Here is a 22,721-nt window from a genome sequence, read left to right as displayed (position 1 = left end):
CCCGGCCACAGCCCCGCCCGGATCGCGCGGGGTGTGCCGGGCCGCACCGTACCGGGTCACACAGCCAGCATGCTCACTGCTGCCGTGCGGCGCACCTTCGCGGGCCGGGTCCCGGTGGGTTCCGGCAGGTGGCGGGCGGGGCTCAGCGGAGCTGGGCGACGGCGGTGCCGGTCGTCGTCCTGAAGCCTTCCAGCGGTGCGCCGTCGAGATCGCCCAGCTGCCCCCATTCGAGTACGGTCACCGTCCGGCCGTCGCGGCCGACGGCGTAGAGGCCGATGTCGGTCGAGCCGACGTCGGGGCGGGACGTGTCGACGCTGTAGATGTGCGCGCCGTCCTCGACATCCACCCGCCCGTGGTAGAAGGCCTCGCCCTCCAGCCCGGGGTCCTGCTCCTTGAGCCGGTCCAGGCAGCTTTCGAGCGCGCCGCGGATCTCGGCGGCCAGGGCCGTCGCCTGTGCGGTGGTGGCGGCGACCGTGGTCGTCTGGCGCGCGCCGGTGTCCAGCTCGGTCCGGAAGTCGCGGTGGCTCGTGGTCGCCGCGGGAGCGATCCCCGCGGTGCATACGGAGCCGGAGTCGGGCAGTCCCTGACGCACCGGACCGGCGGTCCACGGGGTGAGGGAGGCGGGCAGCTGCGCGGCCGAGAGGAACTTCGGCGGCGCGGGAGCGGCGGCCGGGGCGGCGGCCGAGGCCATGGCGGGTGCGGTGATGGTCATGCACACGGCTGCGGCGGTCATGACGGCCGAGCTGATCTTGTTCATGGAATTGCTCCCCGTTTCGGTGGCCGGGCTGAACAGTCACCAGCCTCCGCGCCCCGCGGGGCGGTGACAAGCACGACACGTACTCATCTGCGGGGGTGCGGCGGCGGGGAACCCCGATCCGGGCCATGCTGGTTGCGGGCGTACCACGGAGTGCCGCTGTCACGGGCGCTCCCGGGAGGTGCTGATGGATCCGGTCACCGCCTTGCGGCGGATCGCGTTTCTGCTGGAGCGGTCGCAGGCCGCCACGTACCGGGTGCGGGCGTTCCGCAGAGCCGCCGGGGCGGTGGCGGAGATGCCGGAGAGCGAGCTCGCGGAGCGGGTGACGCACCGCTCGCTCGAAAGGGTGAGCGGCATCGGCCCCCGCACGGCCCAGGTGATCCGTGAGGCGCGGGAGGGCGGGGTGCCGGAGTATCTGGACCGGCTGGAGACGGAGGCCGCTGTTCCGCTCACCGGCGGGGGTGAGGCGATGCTCGCCCGGCTGCGTGGCGACTGCCATGTCCACTCCGACTGGTCGGACGGCGGCAGTCCGGTCGAGGAGATGGGGCGGACGGCGATCGGGCTGGGGCACGAGTGGACCGTGCTCACCGACCACTCCCCCCGGCTGACGGTGGCCCGCGGGCTGTCGCCCCGGCGGCTGCGGGCGCAGCTGGAGGCGGTGGCGGAGCTGAACGAGCGGTGGGCGCCGTTCCGGCTGCTCACCGGCATCGAGTGCGACATCCTTCCGGACGGATCGCTCGATCAGGAGCCGGACGTGCTGGAGCGGCTGGATGTGGTCGTCGTTTCGGTGCACTCCAAGCTGCGCATGGAGGGGCGGGCGATGACCCGGCGGCTGGAGGCCGCGGTGCGCAGTCCGTACGCCGATGTGCTGGGCCATGTGACCGGGCGGCTCGTTTCGGGCCGGGGCCGGCCGGAGTCGGAGTTCGACGCGGACCGTGTGTTCGCCGCGTGTGCCGAGGCGGGAACCGCCGTGGAGATCAATTGCCGTCCCGAACGGCTGGATCCGCCGCGCCGGCTGCTCCGCCGGGCCGTCGGAGCGGGTGTGCTGTTCGCGGTCGACACGGACGCGCACGCCCCGGGACAGCTCGACTGGCAGATCCTGGGCTGTGCGCGCGCCGAGGAGTGCGGGGTGCCCGTGGAGCGTGTCATCACGTCGTGGACCGCCGACCGGCTGCTGGAGTGGACCTCGTCGGCCGGCCGGTGAGGTCCTGGCCCCTCCACGGCCGCGTCCCGGGCGGGGCAGGGCTCCGCCCGGCGGCTACTTCGTCGGACGGACGTCCGCGCCCGCGGTCCCGCGCTGCCGCTCGCTGCGGTCACGGATCGTCCGGGCCTTCTTCTCCAGGCGCTGCCGTTCCTGCGGATCCGTCGCGTGTTCCGCGGCCTCGGTCAGCTGCCGGGCCTTCTCACGCATCTGCCGGGCCAGGTTCGCCGGTTCGTCGACACCGCTCATCGTCGCTCCTCGGACGGTAGGGACCACCCTCGTCGTGGTCCGACGTCCTCAGCGAACCAAAGCCCCGGCGCCCCCGCATCCCGGCGCCTACAGCACGGACCCCGGGTCGTCGTCGGGGCCGGCCTCGACCCGGAGCGCGAGGTCCCGCAGCACATCGGTCGACGTCACGTCCGTCTGTCCGGAATCGTGCACCTGCGCCAGCATCGTGAAGGCGAGGGTGAACGCCCCCACGAGCTGCTCGACCGCACCACCGACCTCACGCCCGACGACGCTGACCACCTCCTCGACGGAGAAGTCCTCGGGGATGGAGATGTGCGGCATCGTCTCGTTCAGCAGGGCCGTCACGGCACCGGCGCCGGTTTCCAGATCGTCCCGGTCCAGGTCCGCCTCCAGCAGCCGCTGCATCTCCCCGGCCTCGGTGAGGATGCCGATCACGCGCTTCACAACTTCCCTCTGCTCCATGTCGCGAGCATAGGGCGTGCAACCTTTCCGCAACGTCAGGCGGAGTTGACTCGGTCCGTCCGTGACCGGTCGGGGAAGGACTGACGTATGAACAGTGTTCCGGGCGCTCCGGCCGTGGAGCTCACCCCTGCCGCCGCCGGTCTGCTGCGGCGGCTCCGGGCGGCCCACGGCCCGTTGATGTTCCACCAGTCCGGCGGCTGCTGCGACGGCAGCGCGCCCATGTGCTATCAGGCCGGTGAGTTCCGCACCGGAAACGCCGATGTGCTGCTCGCGGAGCTCGCCGTCGAGGGTGTCGCCGAGCCGGTGCCCTTCTGGATGTCCAGGAGCCAGCACGAGGTGTGGGCCCACACCCGGCTGATCGTCGATGTGGTGGAGGGACGCGGCGGCGGGTTCTCGCTGGAGGCGCCGGAGGGGGTGCGCTTCCTCATCCGCTCCCGGCTCGTGGACGGCTGAGCGCCGGTCCGGTACGGGGCGGCTCAGCGCCGGGGGCGCTTCTGCCGGGACCGGTTCTCCAGCATCGCCCGGCGGATCCCGGCCGCGGCCGACCGGGCGTGCTCCGGGGTGGCGGTGCGGTCGGCGACCGAGGTGACGAAGCGGTGTGTGGGACGGCGGCAGTGGCCGCACGGCGCGTCGGTGGTGATCAGGTGGCCGTCCTCGCACTGCGGGTCGGAACACTGCCCCGGCCGCAGCAGCCGGTCGGCGATGTCCTCGGCACTCCAGCGGCGCCGGCCCTCCTCGTCCTTCTCGTTGAGGGCGTGGGCCCAGCGGAGGTTCCAGCGGCGCTCGATGCGTTCGCGGAGCGCTCCGGCGGTGCGCCGGCCGAGTTCCTGGTGGATGAGTTCCTGGACGGACTGCGGCACACGGCCGCCGAAGGCCTGCATCAGCGCGGGCGGGAGGGCCTGGAGGACGTAGCCCTGCGGGTTCCCCTTCGCGCCCTCGCGCCACCGCCGGCACTCGCAGGAGCCGTCGGGCCGCCTCGGTGTGCGGCAGCGGCCGCACAGACCGCGGCACTCGGCGCAGAGTCCGTCGTCGAGTCCGTCCAGCTGGGGCGCGGGAGCCCGGCCGCAGTCGCGGCAGCAGGAGGCACACGGCCCGCAGAGGCGTTCGTTGCCCACCTTGGCCGACCAGGTCCGCATCTGGCACCGGCAGCAGAGCCCGTTGTTGCAGTACTCGTGGTGGGCGGCGCCCGAGTGCCGTCCGGGAGGCGGGAAGGACATTGCCCCATTGTGCGGGATCCGGCGGTGCTCCGACGAACCGTGCGCCGGGACGGCCGGGCCGGTACCGGGCGCCGGGTGCGGTCAGGGGTTCAGGCTGCCGACCACGTTCGCGGTGGCGACGATGCCTTCCTGGATGGTCGGCGCCATGCTCGTGCCCGCGAGGAAGAACCCGAACAGGGCACAGACCAGTGCGTGCGAGATCTTCAGTCCGCCGTTGCGCAGGAAGATCACCGCGAGGATCAGCATGAGCAGCACCAGTGAGATCGAAACGGCCATGGCCAACCTCCTCCGCCGCGCCTGAATTGCGGCATTCGGCCGCCAGTGTGGCGCAGCGGAGGAGCCGTTCGGCGCACCGGCGTGTCCGCCGAACGGGTAGATACGGGCAGGCGTGTCAGCCGCCCCGGACGGTGGTCACCCCCGGGCGCGCAGGAAGCGTTCGAGGCCCGCCAGGTCGTCGGTGTTCAGATGGTCGACCCCCGCCGCGAGCAGCTCCGTCCAGACGGCGTCGCGCTCGGGTCCCGCGAGGTCGGGCGTGGCCCAGAAGCGGACCCGCTGTCCGCCGCGGTGGGCGGTGTTCACCAGGGCCGCGAGCCGCTGCCGCTCGGCGGCGGGGAAGGGACCCGTGCCCGGCCAGCCGAAGGACTGGGTCCAGTTGCCGCTGATGAGCGGGATGAGGGAGGCGGTCGCCGCCGTGCCGAGGTCCTCGGGCCGGCCGTCGTAGAAGGCGTACCGGGTGCGCTGGGCCTCCATGGGGGCGCGGGCGGCACGGTCGCCGGAGATGACGGGGGTGACCGCTCCCGTGCGGATGCGGCCGTGGCTGTAGCGGGTCAGCATCCGGCGGTAGCGCCGGAGCTGCCGGTCCAGTTCGAGGTAGGCGGCCACGCCGTCGGCCTTGATGTCGATCAGCAGCTGCACGGGGCGGCGGTCCCCGGGGTGGACGCTGCCGTGGTTCGCCCGGACCCGGGCGAGCAGCGGGTCCAGGTAGAGCGAGGCGAGGGTGCGTGCGGGGTCCAGGTCGGTGGCCTCGTGGGCGACGAGCAGTTCACCGTCGACCAGGAAGACGTCCGCCTCGACGCTGGTGAAGCCGTGTTCGAGCGCGTCGTGGAGCGGGCGGGGGTGGAGGTAGTCGTTGTGCGCGTGGGCGTGGCGAAGTGGACGCGGGCGGTGGGGGCGGCCGGAGGTGCCGGCAGCGGCGGCGGAGCCGATGGGGAGGACCGCCCCGGCGGCTGCCGCGGCGAGCGCGGTGGTGACGACTCTGCGGCGGGTCAGGTGTGCCAGGGCCATGGGATCTCCTGAAGCGGTGGGAGAAGCAGAGCGGTGGGGAGGGACCCGACCGAGTATGGGGGCGCGCACCACCTCTACGGCAGGTACCTGCCAAGAGTTGGAGCGGTCGTCGTCCGCCCGTCGGCTCTGCCGCGCCTGCCGTTCCCCCGGCCTTCGGCCCCCTGCGGCCGCCGGGTGCCGGAAGGTCAGGGGGCCGTCGTCCGGCGCGGGTTGCCGGTCACCGCGGCGGCGTCACCCGCCCTCCGGCCGCCCGCCCGTCCCGGTCCGTTCGTCCCAGCGGACGATTCGGTCGCACCAGCGCTCCAGCAGCACCCGGTCGTGACCCACCGCCAGCAGTGCCGCGCCGGACTCCTCGCGGTAGGACTCCACGACGGCCACCAGGGCGGCGGTCGTCGAGGCGTCGAGCATCGCGGTCATCTCGTCGCAGATCAGCAGCCGCGGCCGCAGGACCAGGGCACGGGCGAGGCAGGCCCGTTGCAGCTGCCCGTCGCTCACCGCGTGCGGGCGGCGCTCCAGCAGTTCGGCGGTCAGCTGGACCCTGGCGGCCAGCTCCCCCACCCGGTCCGTCACTTCGCCGCGCCGCCCGGTGGCACGCAGGGGCTGGGCGATGAGCTCGCGCAGGCTCAGCCGGGGGTCGGCGGAGAGTCGGGGCTGCTGGAAGACGACGCCGACAGCGGTCCGCTGCTCCCTCGGCGCGCGGTGCCGCCAGCCGCGTACCGCTTCGCCGCCGAGGGTGACCGTGCCGGCCTCGGGGCGGTGCAGCAGAGCGGCGACCCTGGCCAGGGTCGACTTGCCGCAGCCGCTCGGGCCGAGCAGCGCGACCGCCTCGCCCGCGGCGACGCTCAGGGAGACGTCCCGGACGACGGGGCGGCGCGGTTCGTATCCGGCCGTGATGCCGGTGAGCTCAAGCATCGGTCCGCTCCTTGCTCCGGCGGTCGTCGTCGGCGGACAGACGGTGATGGCAGGCGACCGCCCCGTCGAACGCGGGCAGTCGCGCGCACCGTTCGTCGGCGCGGGCGCAGCGGGCGGCGAAGGCACATCCCTCCGGCAGCGCGCCCAGCTCCGGCGGCATGCCGGGGATGGGGGTGAAGTCCCGCTCCGGCAGCGCGTCGAGCAGGCCGCGCGCGTACGGGTGCCGGGGTCCGGGCTCTCCGAAGAAGCGGCCGGCGTCGGCGAGTTCGACGATGCGTCCGGCGTACATCACGGCCACCCGGTCGGCGATCCGTTCGGCGGCCGCCAGGTCGTGGGTGATGAGCAGGAGCGCCCGGCCCTCGTCGGTGTGGCGGCGCAGTTCGTCCACGGTCCTCTCCACCAGGTCCCGGTCGAGTCCGGTGGTCGGTTCGTCGGCGAGGAGCAGCGGTGCGTCGCCGATCAGGGCGAGGGCGGTGGCGGCGCGCTGGGCGAGACCGCCGGAAAGCTGGTGCGGGTAGCGGTCGAGGTGACCGGCGGGGAACGAGGCGCGGGCGGCGGCCGCCTCCGCCGCCCCACGCAGCGCGGGTTTGCGCACGCCCGTCAGCTCGCGGAGGGTCTCCTCCAGCTGGCTGCGGACCGTGCGTACGGGGGTGAGATGGGCGGCGGGGCTCTGCGGGACGAGTCCGATGCGCCGGCCGCGTACGGAGCGGGCGAGGGTGCGTTCGTCCGCGGCGAGCAGATCGGTGTCCCCGTCCAGGACGGCGCTGCCCGTGCTGCGGGCGTTGGCGGGCAGCAGCCCGAGCAGGGCGGAGGCGAGCACCGACTTGCCGCAGCCGCTCTCACCGACCAGCGCCAGGCATTCCCCGGCCGCGAGGTCGAAGCGGGCGTCTGTGACGGCGGCGATGTGCCGGCCGCCGCTCAGCCGGAAGCGGACGGAGAGCCCCCGTACGGACAGGACCGGGGGCCGGGTGTCGGGTGAGCGGGTCACAGCATCAGCTCCGATCGGCGGCGCGGGTTGATCCGCTCGCGCCAGGCACCGGCGAGGCCCGCCAGGGCGAGCGTCGGAATGATCAGGAAGAGACCGGGGAAGAGCGTCGGCCACCAGTCACCGGCGAGCAGCGATCCGCGTGCGGACTGCACGAGATTGCCGAGGCTCGCCTGATGGGCGGGCAGGCCGAGGCCCAGGAAGGACAGCGCCGACTCGTGCCACATGGCGTGCGGCACCATGAGTACGGCGGCGAGCCCGGCCTGCGGCAGCACTCCGGGCAGCAGGTGGCGGACGATGACCCGGCCGCGCGAGGCACCCCCGGAGACCGCCGCGTCGATGAAGGGGCGCGAGCGCAGCGAGAGCACTTCGGAGCGGACGATCCGCGCCGTGGACAGCCAGTGGGTCACGGCCACGGACACGATCACCGGCCAGACGCCGGGCCGGAACATCGCGACGACGAAGATCCCGAGCAGCAGGTGCGGCACGGACGAGAAGGTGTCCACCAGCCGCATCACGACCCGGTCCGTCCAGCCGCCGAACGCCGCGGCGAGCGCGCCGACCGCGGTGCCGATGACGGTGGCGGTGAGGGCGGCGACCAGGCCGACGAGCAGGGAGACGCGCAGTCCGTAGACACAGCGCAGCAGCAGATCCCGGCCGACGTCGTCCGTGCCGAACGGATGGGCGAGGGAGGGAGGCCGCAGCTTGGCGGAGAGGTCGACGGCCTGCTGGTCGAGCTGGGCCAGCGGAGGTACGACGAGGACGGCCAGCAGCACGGCGGCCACGACCACCGCGGAGGTGACCACCCGGACGCGGCGGTTGGCGCGGCGCGGGGAGGCGAGCACGGCCTCAGCCATCGAAGCCCACTCTCGGGTCGGCGAGTCCGTACAGCAGATCGGACAGGAGGTTGCCCAGCAGCACCGCCGCGGTGGCGAGCACCGTGAGGGCGGCGAGCAGCGCGAAGTCCACCGAGGTCGCGGCCTCCACGGTGGCCGCGGCGATCCCGGGCCAGCTGAAGACCGTCTCGACGAGGAGTGCGCCGGTGATGAGTTCGGGCACCCGGGAGCCGATCAGGGTGAGCATCGGCAGCATGCCGGAGCGCAGGCCGTGGCCGAGCAGTACGGTGCGCTCGCGCAGTCCGCGGGCACGGGCGCCGCGTACCGGGTCCTCGTCCAGGGCGTCGGCGACGCCCTGGCGTACGTACAGGAAGAACCACGGCAGCTGGGAGATCCCGAGGACGGCCGCGGGCAGGACCAGATGGGAGGCGACCTGTCCGAAGGTGACGGTGTCGCTGGCGGCGTCGGTGAGTCCGCCGGCCGGCAGGACGTCCAGTTTCAGGGCGAAGAACCAGATGGCCAGCAGCCCGAGCCAGAAGGCGGGGGCGGCTTCCAGGGTGTAGGCGGCCGAGCTGACACAGCGGTCGAGCCAGCCGCCCGGCCTGCGGGCGGCCAGGACTCCGAGGCCCGTGCCGAGCAGGATCGCGACGGCGAAGGCGGTGGCGGCCAGCAGGACTGACCAGCCGATGCGTTCGCCGATGACATCGGCGACGGGCTGGCGCATCACGCTGGAGTCGCCGAAGTCGCCCCGGAGCGCGGCGGTGAGCCAGTTCCACCAGCGGGCGGTCAGGGGCTGGTCGACGCCGAGGTTGGCGCGGAGCTGGTCGAGGTTCTCCTGCGAGGCGGTGAGGCCGGCGGTGCCCGCGTAGGCCTTGACGGGGTCGAAGGGGGAGGCGGCGGCGACGGCGAACACGCCGAAGGTGACGACGCCGAGGACGGGTACGGCGAACAGCGCCCGCCGTCCCGCCATCCGCGCCATCGGCCCCCAGGGGAGGCGGTGGCTCACTTCTCCGTGCCCCCGGGGTTCCACTTCTCGACGTTCCACCAGGGGCCGGAGGCCAGGCCGTGGTCGTGCGGTTCGACCTGGGTGGTGAGCGGGCCGAACCGGTCGTCGACGACGTAGAGGTGGTCGATGTGGGTGAGGAAGGTGTAGCCGGGGTTCTTCACCAGTTCCCGCTGGACGGTGTCGTACGCCGCCTTGCGGGCGGCTTTGTCACCGCTCCGGCGGCCCGCTTCGAGGGCCGTGTCGACGGCCTTGTTGTCGTACCGGGCCATGTTGTTGAAGCCGTCTCCCGCGAGGGAGGACTTCAGCAGGGTGTACTGGTCGAAGTCGGGGTCGGCGGGCGATCCGCCGCCCGCCAGGACGGCGTCCTGCTTCATCCGGGGCTCGATGACCTCCCAGGTCCCGGCCTCGGCGGTGATGTCGATGCCCGCCTTCTTGGCGTCGGAGGCGTAGGCGAGGGCGTGTTCCTGGCGGAGCTTGTCACCGGTGAGGTACCAGAGCGGGAAGGCGGCGCGCACCCCGTCCTTGGTGCGGATGCCGTCCTTGCCCGGCTTCCAGCCCGCCACGTCGAGGATCTGCTGAGCGGCGGCGAGGTCGTGGCGGCGCTCGGTTCCCCCGGTGAACCACTCGCTGTCGGTGGGGACGGGCCCGTAGGCGGGCCTGCCCTCGCCGTTGAGGATGGAGTCGACCATGGCCTGCCGGTCGACGGCGACATCGAGCGCGCGCCGGACGGCGGTGTCACCGGCGACCTTGTTGTGGGTCGGCAGGGTCACCGTGCGGTAGTCGTACGTCGTGGCCGCGTAGGTCTTCCGTCCCTCGCCCTTGAAGCCCTTGGCGAGGTTGGGCGGCAGGATCGCGCCGTCGAGGTCGCCGGAGCGCAGCCGGGTGGCGCGCACGTCGTCGTCCTTGATGATGGCCATGGTGAACTTCTTGATCTTCGGTGCGCCGCCCCAGTAGCCGGGGTTGGCCTTGAAGCTCAGCTTCTCGCCCTTGGACCACTTGGTGAGCAGATAGGGCCCGGTGCCGATGGGGTGGGTGGTGAAGGCGCCGGTGTTCACGTCCTGCTCGCCCGCGATGTGTTCGGGAGCGATGGGCAGGACGGTGCGCTGGGCGAAGGGCGCGTAAGGGTACTTCAGGGTGAAGACGACGCTGTCGTCGCCGACCGCCTCGACGGTCTTCACCGCGTCCAGTTCGGTACGGGAGGCGTTGTTCGTCCTCTCGTCGAGAATGGTGCGATAGGTGAAGACGACGTCCTTCGCGCCGAACGGCTTGCCGTCGCTGAACGTGACGCCCTTGCGGAGCCGGTAGGTGTACGTGAGCCCGTCGTCGCTGATCTCGGGCAGGGCGGTGGCGAGCGCGGGCCGCAGCGTCATCGCGCCGTCGAGGGCGAGCAGCCCGTCGAAGATCTTGGAGTTGCCGTCCTTGCCGTAGCCGAGCAGCGGGCTGAGGCTGTCGGGCTCGTACGCGATGCCGACGACGGCCGAGTCCGCGGAGCCGGAACCCGAACCGCCGCCCGGACTCTCCGGATTCGAGCAGGCCGCCGCGGATATCGACAGCACGGCCGCCAGCGTGGTGGCGACCGCTCCCCGTACCGATCGGGCCGTCATACTCTGCACATCCCTATTGAAGATCGAATGTTATTGCGAACCGATCGCAATTAAACAGCACGTAAAGAGCCTCGCCCACCCCGCCCGCACCTGCCCGGTTCCGCCCGCTCGCCCGCCCGGCTCCCCACGCGCCTCCCCGGCACGGCGAAGCGGGGGTACGCGGTCGCGTACCCCCGCTCGCCGGCCCCCGCGGAAGGGCTGCGGACAGCCCTCAGGGCGCCGGGATTTCGGCCAGCCCGGCCACCGTCCCGAGATGGCTTCCCGCCGTGCCGTACGCGATCGAGTCGGCCTTGGCCCGCTTCAGATACAGATGCGCGGGGTGTTCCCAGGTCATTCCGATCCCGCCGTGCAACTGCACGCACTCCTCGGCGGCGTGGACCGCGGCCTTCGAGCAGTACGCCTGGGCCACGGCGACCGCGAGCGGGGCGTCCGGGCTGCCGGTGGCGAGGGCGTCGGCGGCGTTGCGGGCGGCGGCGCGGGCCGAGACGACCTGAAGCCAGAGCTGCGCCATCCGGTGCTTGAGCGACTGGAACGAGCCCACGGGCCGGTTGAACTGGTGCCGTTCACGGGTGTACCGCACGGTCTCGGTCAGACACCATTCGGCGAGGCCGAGCTGTTCGGAGGCGAGCAGCCCGGCGCCGGTGAGCAGCCCGTGCCGTACGGCACCGTCGGCGGCGGCCGCGTCGGCGAGCAGGGTGCCGGTGGCACCGGCCAGGGTGACGGCGGCGAGCGGGCGGGTGAGGTCGAGGGCGACGAGCGGCTCCAGGGCGACCGCGTCCCCGGCCGTCCGGACCTCGTACAGGCCCTCGGCGGTGGGCACCAGCAGCACATCGGCGGCGACCGCGTCGGCCACCCCGCGCACCGTCCCGTCGAGGACGCCCGCCGACGCGGCGACCGCCCCGGTGAGCGCTCCGGAGGGCGGGGTGGCGAACGGCACGGCGAGTACCGCGGTCGTGCGGCCGGAGGCCAGCTCGGCGAGCAGCGCGGCGACCGGACCGTCCTCGGCCTCCAGCGCGAGCAGTGTGCCGGTCGCCGCGACGGCACTCGTCAGAAAGGGTGCGGGGGTGACGCCGCGGCCGAGCTCCTCCAGGACCACGGCGGCTTCCCGGTGCGAGGCCCCCTGCCCGCCCAGCGTCTCCGGTACGAGGAGTCCGGCGGCGCCGATGCCGGTGGCGAGCGCCTTCCACAGCCGCGGGTCGTACGGCGTGCCGGACTCGGCGGCGGCGGTCACCGCCGGTGCGCCGGCCCGGTCGGCGAGCAGGGACCGCACGGCGGACCGCAGGTCCTCCTCGGCCTCCGAGTAGAGCAGATCAGGGGTGGCGGCGGACTGGTTCGGCGCGGTCATCGGGACAGGTCCTTCCAGGCGACGTCCTTGTCGTTGCGCGGTTCGGCGGGCAGCCCGAGCACGCGCTCGGCGACGATGTTCAGCAGTACCTCGCTCGTGCCGCCCTCGATGGAGTTGCCCTTGGAGCGCAGATAGCGGTACCCGGCGTCGCGTCCGGTGAAGTCGACCAGCTCCGGCCGGCGCATGGTCCAGTCGCCGTACAACAGGCCCTCCTGGCCGAGGAGTTCGACCTCCAGGCCGCTGATCTCCTGGTTGAGGCGGGCGAAGGCGAGCTTCATGCCCGATCCTTCGGGGCCGGGCTGTCCGGCGACGAGCTGCTGGCGCAGCCGCTCGCCGGTGAGCCGGGCCACCTCGGCCTCCACCCACAGCGTCAGCAGGCGCTGGTGCAGGTCGTGGGTGCGCAGCTCCGGGCGCTCGCGCCAGGTCCGCGAGACCGGGCCGATCATGCCGCCCTCGCGCGGGATCCGGGCTCCGCCGATCGAGACGCGCTCGTTCATCAGGGTGGTCTGCGCGACCTTCCAGCCCTCCCCCACCGGGCCGAGCCGCCTGCTGTCCGGGATGCGCACACCGGTGAGGAAGACCTCGTTGAACTCCGCCTCGCCGGTGATCTGGCGCAGCGGCCGCACCTCGACACCGGGGTCGGTCATGTCGCAGATGAAGTAGCTGATGCCCCGGTGCTTGGGCAGGTCCGGGTCGGTGCGGGCGATCAGGATCGCCCAGCGGGCCACATGGGCGCTGGACGTCCAGACCTTCTGCCCGTCGACGACCCAGTCCGACCCGTCCCGGACGGCCCGGGTGCCGAGGGCGGCCAGGTCGGATCCGGCGCCCGGCTCGCTGAACAGCTGGCACCACACCTCCTCGCCGGCCCACAGGGGCCGCAGGAAGCGCCGCTTCTGCTCGTCGGTGCCGAACCCGAGGATGGTCGGGGCCGCCATGCCCAGACCGATGCCGATGCGGCGCGGGTCGTTGCCGGGGGCCCCGGCGGCGGCGAGTGCGGCGTCGACGACGGGCTGGAGGGAACGCGGCGCGTCGAGCCCGCCGAGTCCGGCCGGGTAGTGGACCCAGGCCAGACCCGCGTCGAAGCGGGCCCTGAGGAACGCGGTGCGCTCCGTGGTGGCCGGCGGGTACGCGGAGAGCAGGTCGCGTGTGCGGCGGCGGACCTCGTCCGCGTCGGGGGCGGTGGTCATCGGGCGGCTCCTGTCGGCAGGACGACGATGCGGCCGGTGCTGGTGCCGTCGGCGACACGCTGGACGGCGGCCGCCGCACCGGTCATCGCGGTGCGCTCGCTGACCAGCGGTCTGATGACTCCCTGTGCCGCGAGCCGGGTCAGCTCGTCGTGGCAGGCGCGGACCGCGGCGGGGTCCTCGGTGTTGTAGAGGCCCCAGTGGAGTCCGACGATCGAGTAGTTCTTGACGAGGGCGTGGCCGAGCGCCGGGGCGGGGATGACTCCGCTCGCGAAGCCGACGACGAGGACGCGCCCCTCGAAGGCGACGCACTTCACGGACCTGGCGTAGGCATCGCCGCCGACGGGGTCGTAGACGACGTCCACGCCCCGTCCGCCGGTGGCCTCCTTGGCCCTCGCCACGATGTCCTCGCAGCGGCGGTCGATGACCAGGTCGCAGCCCAGCTCCCGGGCGGTCGCGGCCTTCTCCGGGCCTCCGACGACGCCGATGACGGTGGCGCCCGCCGCCTTGCCCAGCTGCACGGCGGCGCTGCCGACGCCGCCCGCCGCCGCGTGCACGAGCAGGGTCTCGCCCGCCTCGATACGGGCCCGGCGGTGCAGCCCGAACCAGCCTGTCTGGTAGCCGATGTGCAGGGCCGCCGCCTCGGCGTCGTCGAGGGAGCCGGGCGCGGGCAGCAGGGCCGCCTCGTCCGCGACGACGTACTCGGCGAAGCCGCCGTACGGGAGGGCGGGGGTGGCGATCACCCGGCGCCCGTCCTCGGTGTCACCGCAGATCTCCACGCCCGGGGTGAAGGGCAGCGGCGGGCGCACCTGGTACTGCCCCCGGCAGAGCAGCGCGTCGGGGAAGTTGACGTTGGCCGCCCGCACCCTGATCAGCGCCTGACCCTCGCCGGGCGTGGGCCGCTCCGTCTCGTCGAGCCGCATCACCTCGCCCGGCTCGCCGTTCCGGTGCACTCGCCATGCCTGCATGAGGGGCCTCCACAACACTGTCGGCATTACCTGCTCACGGCGCCCGCGCGCATGACCGCCGCGCGCGTCGGCCACCGCTCGCACTACCACCGCTCCGGCGCATACTAAGCGGTCGCTTGCCGATCTGGGAACACCTCGGGAAGGCCGGCGCACATGCCCCGCGGACCCGGCTCAGCCCCTCTTGGGCTTGGCCCTGACATGCATGCGCTCGCCCTGCGGCCCGAACAGGCTGAGGTATTCCACCGGCTCGTCGCCCACGGGCCCGAACCAGTGCGGCAGCCGGGTGTCGAACTCGGCCGCCTCCCCCGGCTCCAGCACCAGATCGTGTTCGGCCAGCAGCAGCCGCAGCTGCCCGGAGAGCACGTACAGCCACTCGTACCCCTCATGGGTGCGCTGCGTCGGCACGTCCCCCGAGGCGGACTCGTGCAGCACCTTGTACGCCTGGAGACCACCGGGCCGGCCGGTCAGCGGGAGCGCGGTCTTCCCGCCGTGCACGATCGGCTTGGCCCTGACCCTCGGGTCCCCGACGGGCGGCGCGCCGACGAGATCGTCGAGCGGCACCTCATGGGCGCGGGCGATCGGGAGCAGCAGCTCCAGGCTGGGGCGCCGCCCGCCGGACTCCAGCCGGGAGAGGGTGGAGACGGAGATTCCGGTGGCTGCGGAGAGCGCCGCGAGCGTCACCCCGCGGTCGGTGCGCAGCCTGCGCAGCCGGGGTCCGACGCCGGTGAGCACGGCATCCAGTTCCGGGTCGTCCCGGTCGTGTTCCTTCATGCCTCCATTGCAGAATCAGCAAGGCGGTTTGTCAATCGGCCGGGTAGGCGCGGGGTGCGGAAACGGACGCGGAGGCGGAGGCCACCGCCGCCTCGGTGGTGGCCACCCGGAACTCCCCCGCGACGACCCGGACGGCCTGCCCGGCCGTCGCGCGCCCGTACGTACCGGGCCCTCGTGCCGGCGGGCGTGGTCACGGCCGCCTCGGGCCGCCCGCGACGCGGCGCGCCGCCGCTCAGCGCGCGAAGACCTCGAAGGGCACGGCGGGCGTCCCGCCGAACCGCTCGGCGACGGAGCGCACCGCACCACCCAGGAACGTACGGCAGTACGCCTCCGGGTCCTCCTCCGTCAGCGCCTCGATGTACGTGCGGTGCGCCAGCAGCGACCGGACGGAGCGCTCGAAGCCCTGCGTGGCGTCGGCCGCGTGCGTGGGCCGGTCGCTGCCCGCGACCGCGATCCAGCGCACCCCGCCCCACGGCCGGAGCCCCTGCTCCACGAGTTCGGGGAAGATCCACCGGTTGCCCGCGTCCGCGACCGCGTCCAGCGCGGCCCGGCCGACCGCCCGGTGGTCGGGGGTGTTCCAGGCGACACCGCCCCAGGTGTCACGGTGATTGAGCGTGATCACCAGCTCCGGGCGGTGGCGGCGAACGGCCGCGGCGATCTCGCGGCGCAGCCGGATGCCGTACTCGATCACGCCGTCCCGGTGGTCCAGGAATTCCACCGTCCGCACCCCGACCACCGCCGCACTCTCCCGCTGCTCACGCTCCCGCACCGGGCCGCACTCCGCGGGAGGGAGCGTGTCGATGCCCGCCTCACCACGGCTGGCGAGCAGATAGGAGACCTCCCGGCCGCCGTCGGTCCAGCCCGCCACGGCGGCGGCCGCTCCGTACTCCAGGTCATCGGGATGGGCGACAACGGCCAGGGCACGCTGCCAGTCGGTGGGCATGGGTTCGAGCTGTCGCTGCGTCATGCCCGCAGGCTATCCACGCCGGCGGGGCCCGCGTGGAGCCGACACACGGCCCGAAAAATACCCCCGGGGGTATAAGTGCTAGGCTGTTCGAAAGATACCCCCGGGGGTACACCGTACGAAAGGAGCGTGTCGTGTTCTTCGTCGACACCTTGGACACAGCCGGCCTGGGCAACCGCAGCTATCTGGCGGGCGGCGAACGGGCCGCCGTCGTCGTGGATCCGCCGCGCGACATCGACCGGGTCATCGCCGCGGCGGCCGTACGCGGGGTGCGGATCGCCCTGGTGGTGGAGACGCATCTGCACAACGACTACGTCTCCGGCGGCCTCGAACTGGCACGGACGACCGGCGCGCGCTACCTGGTTCCGGCGGCCGCACAGGTCTCCTTCGCCCGGACGCCGGTCGCCGACGGCGACACCGCCCGGGTGGACGAGGGCATCACGCTGCGGGCGATGGCCACCCCCGGACACACCCCGCACCACACCTCGTACGTCCTGGAGGAGGACGGCCGGGCCGTCGCCGCGTTCACCGGGGGCTCCCTGCTGATCGGCGGCGTGGGCCGTCCCGACCTGGTCGAGCCCCGGCTGACCGAGCAGCTGGCCCGCGCCCAGCACGCCTCGGTGCGACGCCTCGCCGACACACTGGACGACGAGGTCGCCGTGCTGCCCACGCACGGCTTCGGCAGCTTCTGCTCCGCCGGACAGAGCGCGGGCGCCACGACGACGACGGTGGGCGCCGAGCGCGGCCGCAACGAAGCGCTGGTCAAGGATGTGGACGCCTTCGTCGCCGACCTGCTCGCCGGTCTCGACGACATTCCCGCGTACTACGCGCACATGGGCCCGGCCAACGCCGCGGGGCCCTCGCCCATCGACCTGACGCCGCCCGAACCCGCCGACGCGGAGCGCATAGCCCAGCGGCTCGCGGCGGGCGAGTGGGTGGTGGACCTGCGCAGCCGCGTCGCGTTCGCCGAGGGACATGTGGCCGGGTCGTTCAACTTCGAGGGCACGGGCGCGCCCGCCACCTATCTGGCCTGGCTCATCCCGTGGGGCAGGCCGGTCACCCTGCTGGCGTCCACCGCCGAGGAGATCGCGGACGCGCAGCGCGAGCTGGCGCGGGTCGGGATCGACCGGCCCGTCGCGACGGCCACCGGCACCCCGGAGTCCTGGGTCCGGACCCCGGACGAGCTGCGCTCCTTCGACCGGTCGGACTTCGCGGGGCTGGCCGCCGCCCGGCGCCTGGGCGGGGCCCCGGTGATCCTCGACGTCCGGCGGGACTCCGAACGCGCGGGCGGCGCGATCCCGGGCTCCGTGCACATCCCCCTGCACCAGCTCCCCGGGCGGCTGGCCGAGGTACCGCCGGGCGTGGTGTGGGTGCACTGCGCCGGCGGCATGCGGGCGGCGATCGGCGCGTCGCTGCTGGACGCTGCGGGGCGGGACGTGGTGGCCGTCGACGACGGGTTCGAGGCGGCCCACGCGGCGGGCCTGATGGCCGCCGTCGCATGACCTCGCTGATCCTGGCCGTGACGGCCGGGGCCGTGGTCGGCCTCGCGCTCGGCGGGCTCGGCGGCGGGGGCAGCGTCCTCGCCGTTCCCGCGCTGATCTATCCGTTCGGCTTCAGCCCGGCCGCGGCGACCACCGCCGGACTGCTCATCGTGATCGCGACCTCGCTCACCGGCCTGCTGGCCCATGCCCGGGACGGCGCGGTCCGGTGGCGCACGGGAACGCTCTTCGCGGCCGCGGGCATCGTCCCGGCGGCTGTCGCCGGGGCGCTGTCGGTACGGATTCCGGCGGTGGTGCTGACCGTGGCGTTCGCCGTGCTCGCGGCGGTGGCCGCGGTCCGGATGCTCCGGCCCCGTCCGCTGCCCCCGGCCACCGACGGCGGGCGGGGCGCCGGTCCCGTGCCCGCCCGCCGGGCCGCCGGGGCGGGTGCGGGGCTCGGGGCGGTGACCGGTTTCCTCGGCGTGGGCGGCGGATTCCTGGCGGTGCCCGCGCTGGTCACCTTCCTCGCCGTACCGATGACCGCCGCCGTGGGGACGAGCCTCCTCGTCATCACGGTCAACTCGACGGCGGCGCTGGCCACCCGGCTCGCGACGCCCGCCGCACTGGACTGGGCCGTCATAGCCCCCTTCACGGCGGCGGCGGTGCTCGGCGCCTGGGACGGCAAACGGCTGGCCTCGAAGGTGTCCACGGACGCCTTGCAGCGCGTGTTCGGCGGAGTGCTCCTGGCGGTGGCGCTCGGCATGGTCATCGACGCCGTCCTCCGATGACCCCCGGCAGCCCGCCGGGGCGGTGCGCGCCGCCGGACCGGCGACGCGCACCCGCGTCAGGCCAGCGAGAGGAAGAGCTTCTCCAGCCGGGCACGCATCCGGTCACGGTCGGCGGGCTCGGCGGAGCCGTCCGCCATGCAGTTCTGCAGCCCGGTGGCGATGATCGCGAAACCGGCCCGGTCCAGGGCCCGCGAAACCGCCGCCATCTGCGTGATGACGTCCTCGCAGTCCCGGCCCTCCTCGATCATCCTGATGATCGCGTTGAGCTGGCCCTGTGCGCGGCGCAGGCGATTGAGGACCGACTTCAGTTCATCGGCCGCCATGTCGAGTTCCACACATCCTCCTCCGAATACCCCAAGGGGTATTCTAACCTGTCCGGGGAACGGGAGACGCGTGTCTTCCCGACCCCGGTGATCGAAAGGAAAACCTGCTCGTGACCAGCCCCGCCTCCCTCTCCCCCGCCCAGGCCGCAGCCCGTCTGGAGGAGTTCACCGTCATCGACGTGCGAGCCCCCGGCGAGTACGCCTCCGGACATGTGCCCGGCGCCCTCAACATCCCGCTCGACCGGCTCCCCGAGGCGCTGGCCGCGCTGAAGTCGGCCGCCGCGCGCGGCACCCTCCTCGTGGTGTGCGCCTCCGGCGTCCGTTCGACGCGCGCCTGCGAGATCCTCGCCGGCGCCGACATCGACGCGGTGACCCTCGTCGGCGGCACCTCCGCCTGGGAGGGTGACGGCCACGGCCTGGACCGGCCGGAAGGGGCCGGGGCCGTCTGGCCGATGGAGCGTCAGGTCCGGCTCGCCGCCGGTTCGCTGGTGGTGGCGGGTCTGGTGGCGGGGCTCCGCTTCCCGGCCGCGCGCTGGCTGTCCGCCGGTGTCGGCTCCGGCCTGGTGTTCTCCGCGGTGACCAACTCCTGCGGGATGGCGGCGGTGCTGTCCCGGCTCCCGCACAACCGCGCCCCGCGCTCCGCCGCCGGCCTGAACGCCACGCTGGAGGCACTCCAGCGGTGACACGTGCAGACCGTTCCGCCCCGTCGCGCGTGACGGAGCCGGACCGTCGTCCCCGGGGGAGCCGGCCGCACACCGTGTGCGGCCGGCTCCCCCGCGTTCACCGGGCGGTACGGGTCAGATCTCGTCCCTGACCATCGCGAGCAGCCGGTCCAGCACGCGCGGCCCGCCCGCGCGCAGTCCGTCGTGCTCGAACTCGTTCGTCACCCAGGTGCGCAGCCCGCGGATCGACGCGGCGGTGCGCAGCGCGTGCCCGGTGTCCACGTACATGTCGTCGTGGTACACGGCCGCGGCGACCGGGACCTCGTTGGCGGCGAGCCGCCCGGCGTCGTACAGCACCGGCCAGTCGGTGCGGTTCGCGAGGAGTTCGGCGGTCTCGCGCAGCGGGCGCAGCGCCGGGTCCACGTCGAAGTGCCAGGGGTGGATGCTCTCACCGGTGAAGAGGACGGGGCCCTCCCCCGCCAGTGCCGCCTCCGCGTCGAACTGCGGGAACTCGGACCTGACCCGCTCCGCGGCCCATCCGGTGGGCGCCCCGCCCTGGCCGTAGATCGCCTCGTGCATCAGGGCGTACAGCGGATGTCCGGCGAACGAGTTGGCCGTGCGCATGCCCTCCTGGAAGGCGTCGGAGAGCTCGGTCCCGTGCGGGGTGCGGACGAAGGCGTTCTCCAGCAGATAGTGCAGCCGGTGGCTGCCGCTGCCGCCGCCCAGCATGATGCCCAGCGACTGGAACCCCTCGGGCGTCAGCCGGTGCCCGGCGCTCTCGGGCCGGTGTTCGGCGAGGTACGCGGCGATCTCGCGGACGCGCCGCACGTCCTGCGGGTAGCGGGCGTAGTGGGCGGCGGTCTTCCGCTCGATCCGCGGATAGGCGGCCCGGTACACCTCGTCGGCGTGGGCGTCGAGCGCGGGCAGACCGCCGGTGATCAGGACGGCTTCGAGCCCTTCGGGGGCAACCGACAGATAACGCACGGCGCAGAATCCGCCGTAGGACTGCCCCAGCACGGTCCAGGTACCGCCGCCGGTCAGCTGCGGGCGGATGAGCTCGCAGTCGAGGACGATGCTGTCCGAGCGGAAGTGGGCGAGGTACTCGGCCTGCTCGCGCGGGCCGCCCCGCAGCGGCAGGGTCTGCCGGTTGGCCGGGGTGGACCGGCCGGTGCCGCGCTGGTCGAGCAGCAGCACCCGGAATTCCTGTACGGCGCGGCCGAGCCACGCCTCCGTACCGACGAACCGGCCGGCGCCGAACCCGGGGCCGCCCTCCAGATAGACCAGCCACGGCAGCTGCTCACCGGTCCGGCCGGTCGCCACCGCCTCCCGGCCGAAGATCTCGATCTGCTCGCCGCCCGGGTCGCCGTGATCGAGCGGGACCGTGAAATGACGGTCGGTGAAGACGACGCCGGGCTGCCGGTAACTGCTCACACAAGGCTCCTGAATCAGATGGTTCCGGGACAGTTCAGCACATGAGTGTGACTCGGACGGGCCCGGCCCGTGTGCGCCCGGTCCGGGCGGCTCCTAACGTGCAGTCATGATCCGGTTCGAGCAGGTCGGCAAGGTCTACCCGGACGGCACGACCGCGGTCGACGGGCTGTCCTTCGAGGTCGGCGAGGGGGAACTGGTCACGCTGGTCGGACCGTCCGGCTGCGGCAAGACCACCACGATGATGATGGTGAACCGGCTGATCGAGCCGACCTCGGGCCGGATCCTGGTCGACGGGGAGGACATCGCGGGCGTCGACCCGGTGAGGCTGCGCCGCCGGATCGGATATGTGATCCAGCAGGCCGGCCTGTTCCCGCACCGGACGGTCCTGGACAACACCGCGACCGTACCGGCGCTGATCGGCTGGAAGCGTGCCAGGGCCAGGGAGCGGGCGGCGGAGCTGCTCGACCTGGTGGGCCTGGACCCGGGCACCTACGGATCGCGCTACCCCGCCCAGCTGTCCGGCGGCCAGCGCCAGCGGGTGGGGGTGGCGCGGGCGCTCGCGGCGGATCCGCCGGTGCTGCTGATGGACGAACCCTTCGGTGCGGTGGACCCGGTGGTCCGTGAACGGCTTCAGGACGAGTTCCTGGGACTCCAGGCAACGGTCAGGAAGACCGTTCTGCTGGTCACGCACGACATCGAGGAAGCCGTCCGGATGGGCGACCGGATGGCCGTGTACGGGGAGGGCCGCATCGAGCAGTTCGACACCCCGGCCGCCGTGCTCGGCACCCCTGCGACGCCGTACGTGGCGCGTTTCGTCGGCGCCGACCGGGGGCTGAAACGGCTGTCGGTGACCGCGATCGGACCGGAGGACCTCTGGGAGCCGCCGGTGGCCCGGCTCGACGAACCGGCCCGGTCCGCGGCGGCCCGGCTGGGTGCGGCGGGGGCCCGCTGGGCGGTGGTCCTGAACGGTGCGGGCGAGCTGCACGGCTGGGTGTCGGTGGACGCGCTGCGGGACGCCGGGGAGGCGGCGACGGTGGGCGGGCCGGCCCGGCGGATGGACGCGTGGGTGCCCGTCGGCGCACCGTTGAAGCAGGCGTTCAGCGAGATGCTCCAGTACGACGCCGGGTGGGTGGCGGTGCTGGACGGAGCGCGTTTCCTGGGGGTGCTGACTCCGTCGAAGCTCCATGAGGCGCTGCGCCGTTCCGTGGACGCGGACGCTCAGGGCGTCCCGCGCGAGGAAGTGGCGTTCGACTCGGTCGCGGACGTCTGAGGGCGGGACCGTACGGTGTGATCGTCCACTCCTGCGACGAAGGCGGTCCCTCATGGCTCTGTTCGATCTGTCCCTCCCCGAGCTGCACGGCTACCGCAGCCGGTCGGTGGAGCCCGCGGACTTCGACACGTTCTGGTCGACGACCCTCGACGAGGCCAGGACCCATGACCTGGACGCCCGCTTCGCACGGCACACCGGCACGGGGCTGGCGGGCGTCGAGGTGTACGACGTGACGTTCGCGGGCTTCGGCGGGCACCCGGTCAAGGGGTGGTTCGTCGTGCCGGCGGGCACCCGGGAGCCCCTGCCGGTGGTCGTGGAGTTCCTCGGATACGGGGGTGGGCGCGGTCTGGCGCACACCCATCTGCTGTGGGCCTCGGCCGGTTTCGCCCACTTCGTGATGGACACCCGGGGCCAGGGCAGCGGCTGGGCGCCGGGGGACACGGCCGACCCCGTGGGCAGCGCGCCCTCGCTGCCCGGATTCATGACCCGGGGTATAGAGGACCCCCTGGACTACTACTACCGGAGGGTGTTCACGGACGCGGTGCGGGCCGTGGAGGCCGCTCGCTCGCATCCGCTGGCCGACGCGGCGCGTACCGCCGTCACCGGGGTCAGTCAGGGCGGCGGCATCGCGATCGCCGCCGGAGGGCTGATACCGGACCTGGTCGCGGTCGCGCCGGACGTGCCGTTCCTGTGCGACTTCCCGCGTGCGGTCACCCTCACCGACCGGCAGCCGTACCGCGAGGTGGGCAACTACCTCAAGACGCACCGCGGCCGCACCGAGCGGGCCAACGCCACGCTGGCCTATTTCGACGGGGTGCACTTCGCGGCGCGCGGCCGGGCTCCCGCGCTGTTCTCGACGGCCCTGGAGGATCAGACCTGCCCGCCCTCGACGGTCTTCGCCGCCTTCAACGCGTACGGCCATCAGGACAAGACGATCGAGGTGTACGACTTCAACGACCACGAGGGCGGTGGCGCGTTCCAGCAGGCCGCCCAGCTGGCCTGGCTCCCGGGAAAACTGACGGCCTGA

The 22,721-nt window shown here is 73.3% G+C and carries 25 protein-coding genes; 7 read left to right on the top strand and 18 right to left on the bottom strand.

Annotated elements, in window-relative coordinates; translation table 11 throughout:
* Nucleotides 1-142: 142 nt before the first annotated feature.
* The gene (locus OHA98_RS17220) at nt 143-757 is read right to left on the bottom strand and encodes a hypothetical protein (RefSeq protein ID WP_266926755.1); all 615 of its coding nucleotides are present in this window, start codon (nt 755-757) and stop codon (nt 143-145) included.
* A gap of 184 nt (nt 758-941) precedes the next feature.
* Here OHA98_RS17220 and OHA98_RS17215 point away from each other — a divergent pair, with 184 nt between their 5' ends.
* A complete protein-coding gene (locus OHA98_RS17215; protein ID WP_266926754.1) occupies nt 942-1,958 on the top strand; it encodes a PHP domain-containing protein in 1,017 nt (338 codons plus the stop codon).
* 54 nt (nt 1,959-2,012) lie between these two features.
* On the opposite strand, the gene OHA98_RS17210 is transcribed toward OHA98_RS17215, so the two are convergent.
* Nucleotides 2,013-2,204, bottom strand: a complete 192-nt coding sequence (locus tag OHA98_RS17210) for a DUF6381 family protein (protein WP_266926752.1) — start codon at nt 2,202-2,204, stop codon at nt 2,013-2,015.
* An 87-nt stretch (nt 2,205-2,291) separates the two neighbouring features.
* Nucleotides 2,292-2,666 (bottom strand): hypothetical protein, encoded by a 375-nt coding sequence (locus tag OHA98_RS17205; RefSeq protein ID WP_266926750.1) that lies wholly within the window; start codon nt 2,664-2,666, stop codon nt 2,292-2,294.
* Between the two features lie 87 nt (nt 2,667-2,753).
* On the opposite strand from OHA98_RS17205, the gene OHA98_RS17200 reads away from it, so the two are divergent.
* Nucleotides 2,754-3,119, top strand: a complete 366-nt coding sequence (locus OHA98_RS17200; RefSeq protein ID WP_266926748.1) for a DUF779 domain-containing protein — start codon at nt 2,754-2,756, stop codon at nt 3,117-3,119.
* A 23-nt stretch (nt 3,120-3,142) separates the two neighbouring features.
* Here OHA98_RS17200 and OHA98_RS17195 read toward each other — a convergent pair whose 3' ends face one another.
* From OHA98_RS17195 to OHA98_RS17135, 13 genes are all read right to left on the bottom strand, one after another.
* Complete coding sequence (locus OHA98_RS17195) at nt 3,143-3,883, bottom strand: hypothetical protein (RefSeq protein ID WP_266926747.1); 741 nt, start codon at nt 3,881-3,883, stop codon at nt 3,143-3,145.
* An 81-nt stretch (nt 3,884-3,964) separates the two neighbouring features.
* Nucleotides 3,965-4,159, bottom strand: a complete 195-nt coding sequence (locus OHA98_RS17190) for a hypothetical protein (protein WP_266926745.1) — start codon at nt 4,157-4,159, stop codon at nt 3,965-3,967.
* Between the two features lie 135 nt (nt 4,160-4,294).
* Complete coding sequence (locus OHA98_RS17185; RefSeq protein ID WP_266927935.1) at nt 4,295-5,161, bottom strand: phosphatidylinositol-specific phospholipase C/glycerophosphodiester phosphodiesterase family protein; 867 nt, start codon at nt 5,159-5,161, stop codon at nt 4,295-4,297.
* Nucleotides 5,162-5,398: 237 nt separating this feature from the next.
* Entirely contained in the window at nt 5,399-6,079 is a 681-nt protein-coding gene (locus tag OHA98_RS17180) for an ABC transporter ATP-binding protein (RefSeq protein WP_266926743.1), read from the bottom strand.
* Nucleotides 6,072-7,067 carry an ABC transporter ATP-binding protein gene (locus OHA98_RS17175; RefSeq protein WP_266926741.1) on the bottom strand — a complete coding sequence of 332 codons (996 nt, stop codon included), beginning with the start codon at nt 7,065-7,067 and terminating at the stop codon, nt 6,072-6,074. Before OHA98_RS17175 ends, OHA98_RS17180 begins: the two co-directional genes overlap by 8 nt.
* The gene (locus OHA98_RS17170; protein WP_266926739.1) at nt 7,064-7,921 is read right to left on the bottom strand and encodes an ABC transporter permease; all 858 of its coding nucleotides are present in this window, start codon (nt 7,919-7,921) and stop codon (nt 7,064-7,066) included. Before OHA98_RS17170 ends, OHA98_RS17175 begins: the two co-directional genes overlap by 4 nt.
* Nucleotides 7,914-8,879 carry an ABC transporter permease gene (locus OHA98_RS17165; RefSeq protein WP_266927934.1) on the bottom strand — a complete coding sequence of 322 codons (966 nt, stop codon included), beginning with the start codon at nt 8,877-8,879 and terminating at the stop codon, nt 7,914-7,916. Before OHA98_RS17165 ends, OHA98_RS17170 begins: the two co-directional genes overlap by 8 nt.
* A gap of 23 nt (nt 8,880-8,902) precedes the next feature.
* The gene (locus OHA98_RS17160; protein WP_266926737.1) at nt 8,903-10,510 is read right to left on the bottom strand and encodes an ABC transporter substrate-binding protein; all 1,608 of its coding nucleotides are present in this window, start codon (nt 10,508-10,510) and stop codon (nt 8,903-8,905) included.
* A gap of 211 nt (nt 10,511-10,721) precedes the next feature.
* Complete coding sequence (locus OHA98_RS17155; RefSeq protein WP_266926735.1) at nt 10,722-11,855, bottom strand: acyl-CoA dehydrogenase family protein; 1,134 nt, start codon at nt 11,853-11,855, stop codon at nt 10,722-10,724.
* Nucleotides 11,852-13,042: an acyl-CoA dehydrogenase family protein gene (locus OHA98_RS17150; protein ID WP_266926733.1), complete on the bottom strand. Its 1,191-nt coding sequence runs from the start codon at nt 13,040-13,042 to the stop codon at nt 11,852-11,854. Before OHA98_RS17150 ends, OHA98_RS17155 begins: the two co-directional genes overlap by 4 nt.
* Nucleotides 13,039-14,007, bottom strand: coding sequence for an NADPH:quinone oxidoreductase family protein (locus tag OHA98_RS17145; protein WP_266926731.1), 969 nt, complete (start codon nt 14,005-14,007; stop codon nt 13,039-13,041). Before OHA98_RS17145 ends, OHA98_RS17150 begins: the two co-directional genes overlap by 4 nt.
* Nucleotides 14,008-14,178: 171 nt before the next feature.
* A complete protein-coding gene (locus OHA98_RS17140) occupies nt 14,179-14,778 on the bottom strand; it encodes a helix-turn-helix domain-containing protein (protein ID WP_266926729.1) in 600 nt (199 codons plus the stop codon).
* Between the two features lie 232 nt (nt 14,779-15,010).
* Entirely contained in the window at nt 15,011-15,745 is a 735-nt protein-coding gene (locus OHA98_RS17135; RefSeq protein WP_266926727.1) for a PIG-L deacetylase family protein, read from the bottom strand.
* A gap of 131 nt (nt 15,746-15,876) precedes the next feature.
* Here OHA98_RS17135 and OHA98_RS17130 point away from each other — a divergent pair, with 131 nt between their 5' ends.
* Together OHA98_RS17130 and OHA98_RS17125 are read left to right on the top strand one after the other, a co-directional pair.
* On the top strand, nt 15,877-17,244 hold the full coding sequence (locus OHA98_RS17130; RefSeq protein WP_266926725.1) for a rhodanese-like domain-containing protein: 1,368 nt from the start codon (nt 15,877-15,879) through the stop codon (nt 17,242-17,244).
* On the top strand, nt 17,241-18,008 hold the full coding sequence (locus OHA98_RS17125; protein ID WP_266926723.1) for a sulfite exporter TauE/SafE family protein: 768 nt from the start codon (nt 17,241-17,243) through the stop codon (nt 18,006-18,008). Before OHA98_RS17130 ends, OHA98_RS17125 begins: the two co-directional genes overlap by 4 nt.
* Before the next feature lie 56 nt (nt 18,009-18,064).
* On the opposite strand, the gene OHA98_RS17120 is transcribed toward OHA98_RS17125, so the two are convergent.
* Complete coding sequence (locus tag OHA98_RS17120; RefSeq protein WP_323179569.1) at nt 18,065-18,343, bottom strand: metal-sensitive transcriptional regulator; 279 nt, start codon at nt 18,341-18,343, stop codon at nt 18,065-18,067.
* 98 nt (nt 18,344-18,441) lie between these two features.
* Between OHA98_RS17120 and OHA98_RS17115 the strand changes: the two genes are divergently transcribed.
* Complete coding sequence (locus OHA98_RS17115) at nt 18,442-19,014, top strand: rhodanese-like domain-containing protein (protein WP_266926722.1); 573 nt, start codon at nt 18,442-18,444, stop codon at nt 19,012-19,014.
* A 114-nt stretch (nt 19,015-19,128) separates the two neighbouring features.
* Here OHA98_RS17115 and OHA98_RS17110 read toward each other — a convergent pair whose 3' ends face one another.
* Nucleotides 19,129-20,424: an alpha/beta fold hydrolase gene (locus OHA98_RS17110; protein WP_266926721.1), complete on the bottom strand. Its 1,296-nt coding sequence runs from the start codon at nt 20,422-20,424 to the stop codon at nt 19,129-19,131.
* Nucleotides 20,425-20,530: 106 nt separating this feature from the next.
* On the opposite strand from OHA98_RS17110, the gene OHA98_RS17105 reads away from it, so the two are divergent.
* Nucleotides 20,531-21,694, top strand: a complete 1,164-nt coding sequence (locus OHA98_RS17105) for an ABC transporter ATP-binding protein (RefSeq protein ID WP_266926719.1) — start codon at nt 20,531-20,533, stop codon at nt 21,692-21,694.
* 52 nt (nt 21,695-21,746) lie between these two features.
* A complete protein-coding gene (locus OHA98_RS17100; protein ID WP_266926717.1) occupies nt 21,747-22,721 on the top strand; it encodes an acetylxylan esterase in 975 nt (324 codons plus the stop codon).

It is taken from the genome of Streptomyces sp. NBC_00654, from assembly GCF_026341775.1.
Classification (GTDB): domain Bacteria; phylum Actinomycetota; class Actinomycetes; order Streptomycetales; family Streptomycetaceae; genus Streptomyces.
The sequence above is the reverse complement of the archived record's forward strand: the minus strand, read 5'-3'. Positions and strand labels throughout refer to the sequence as shown.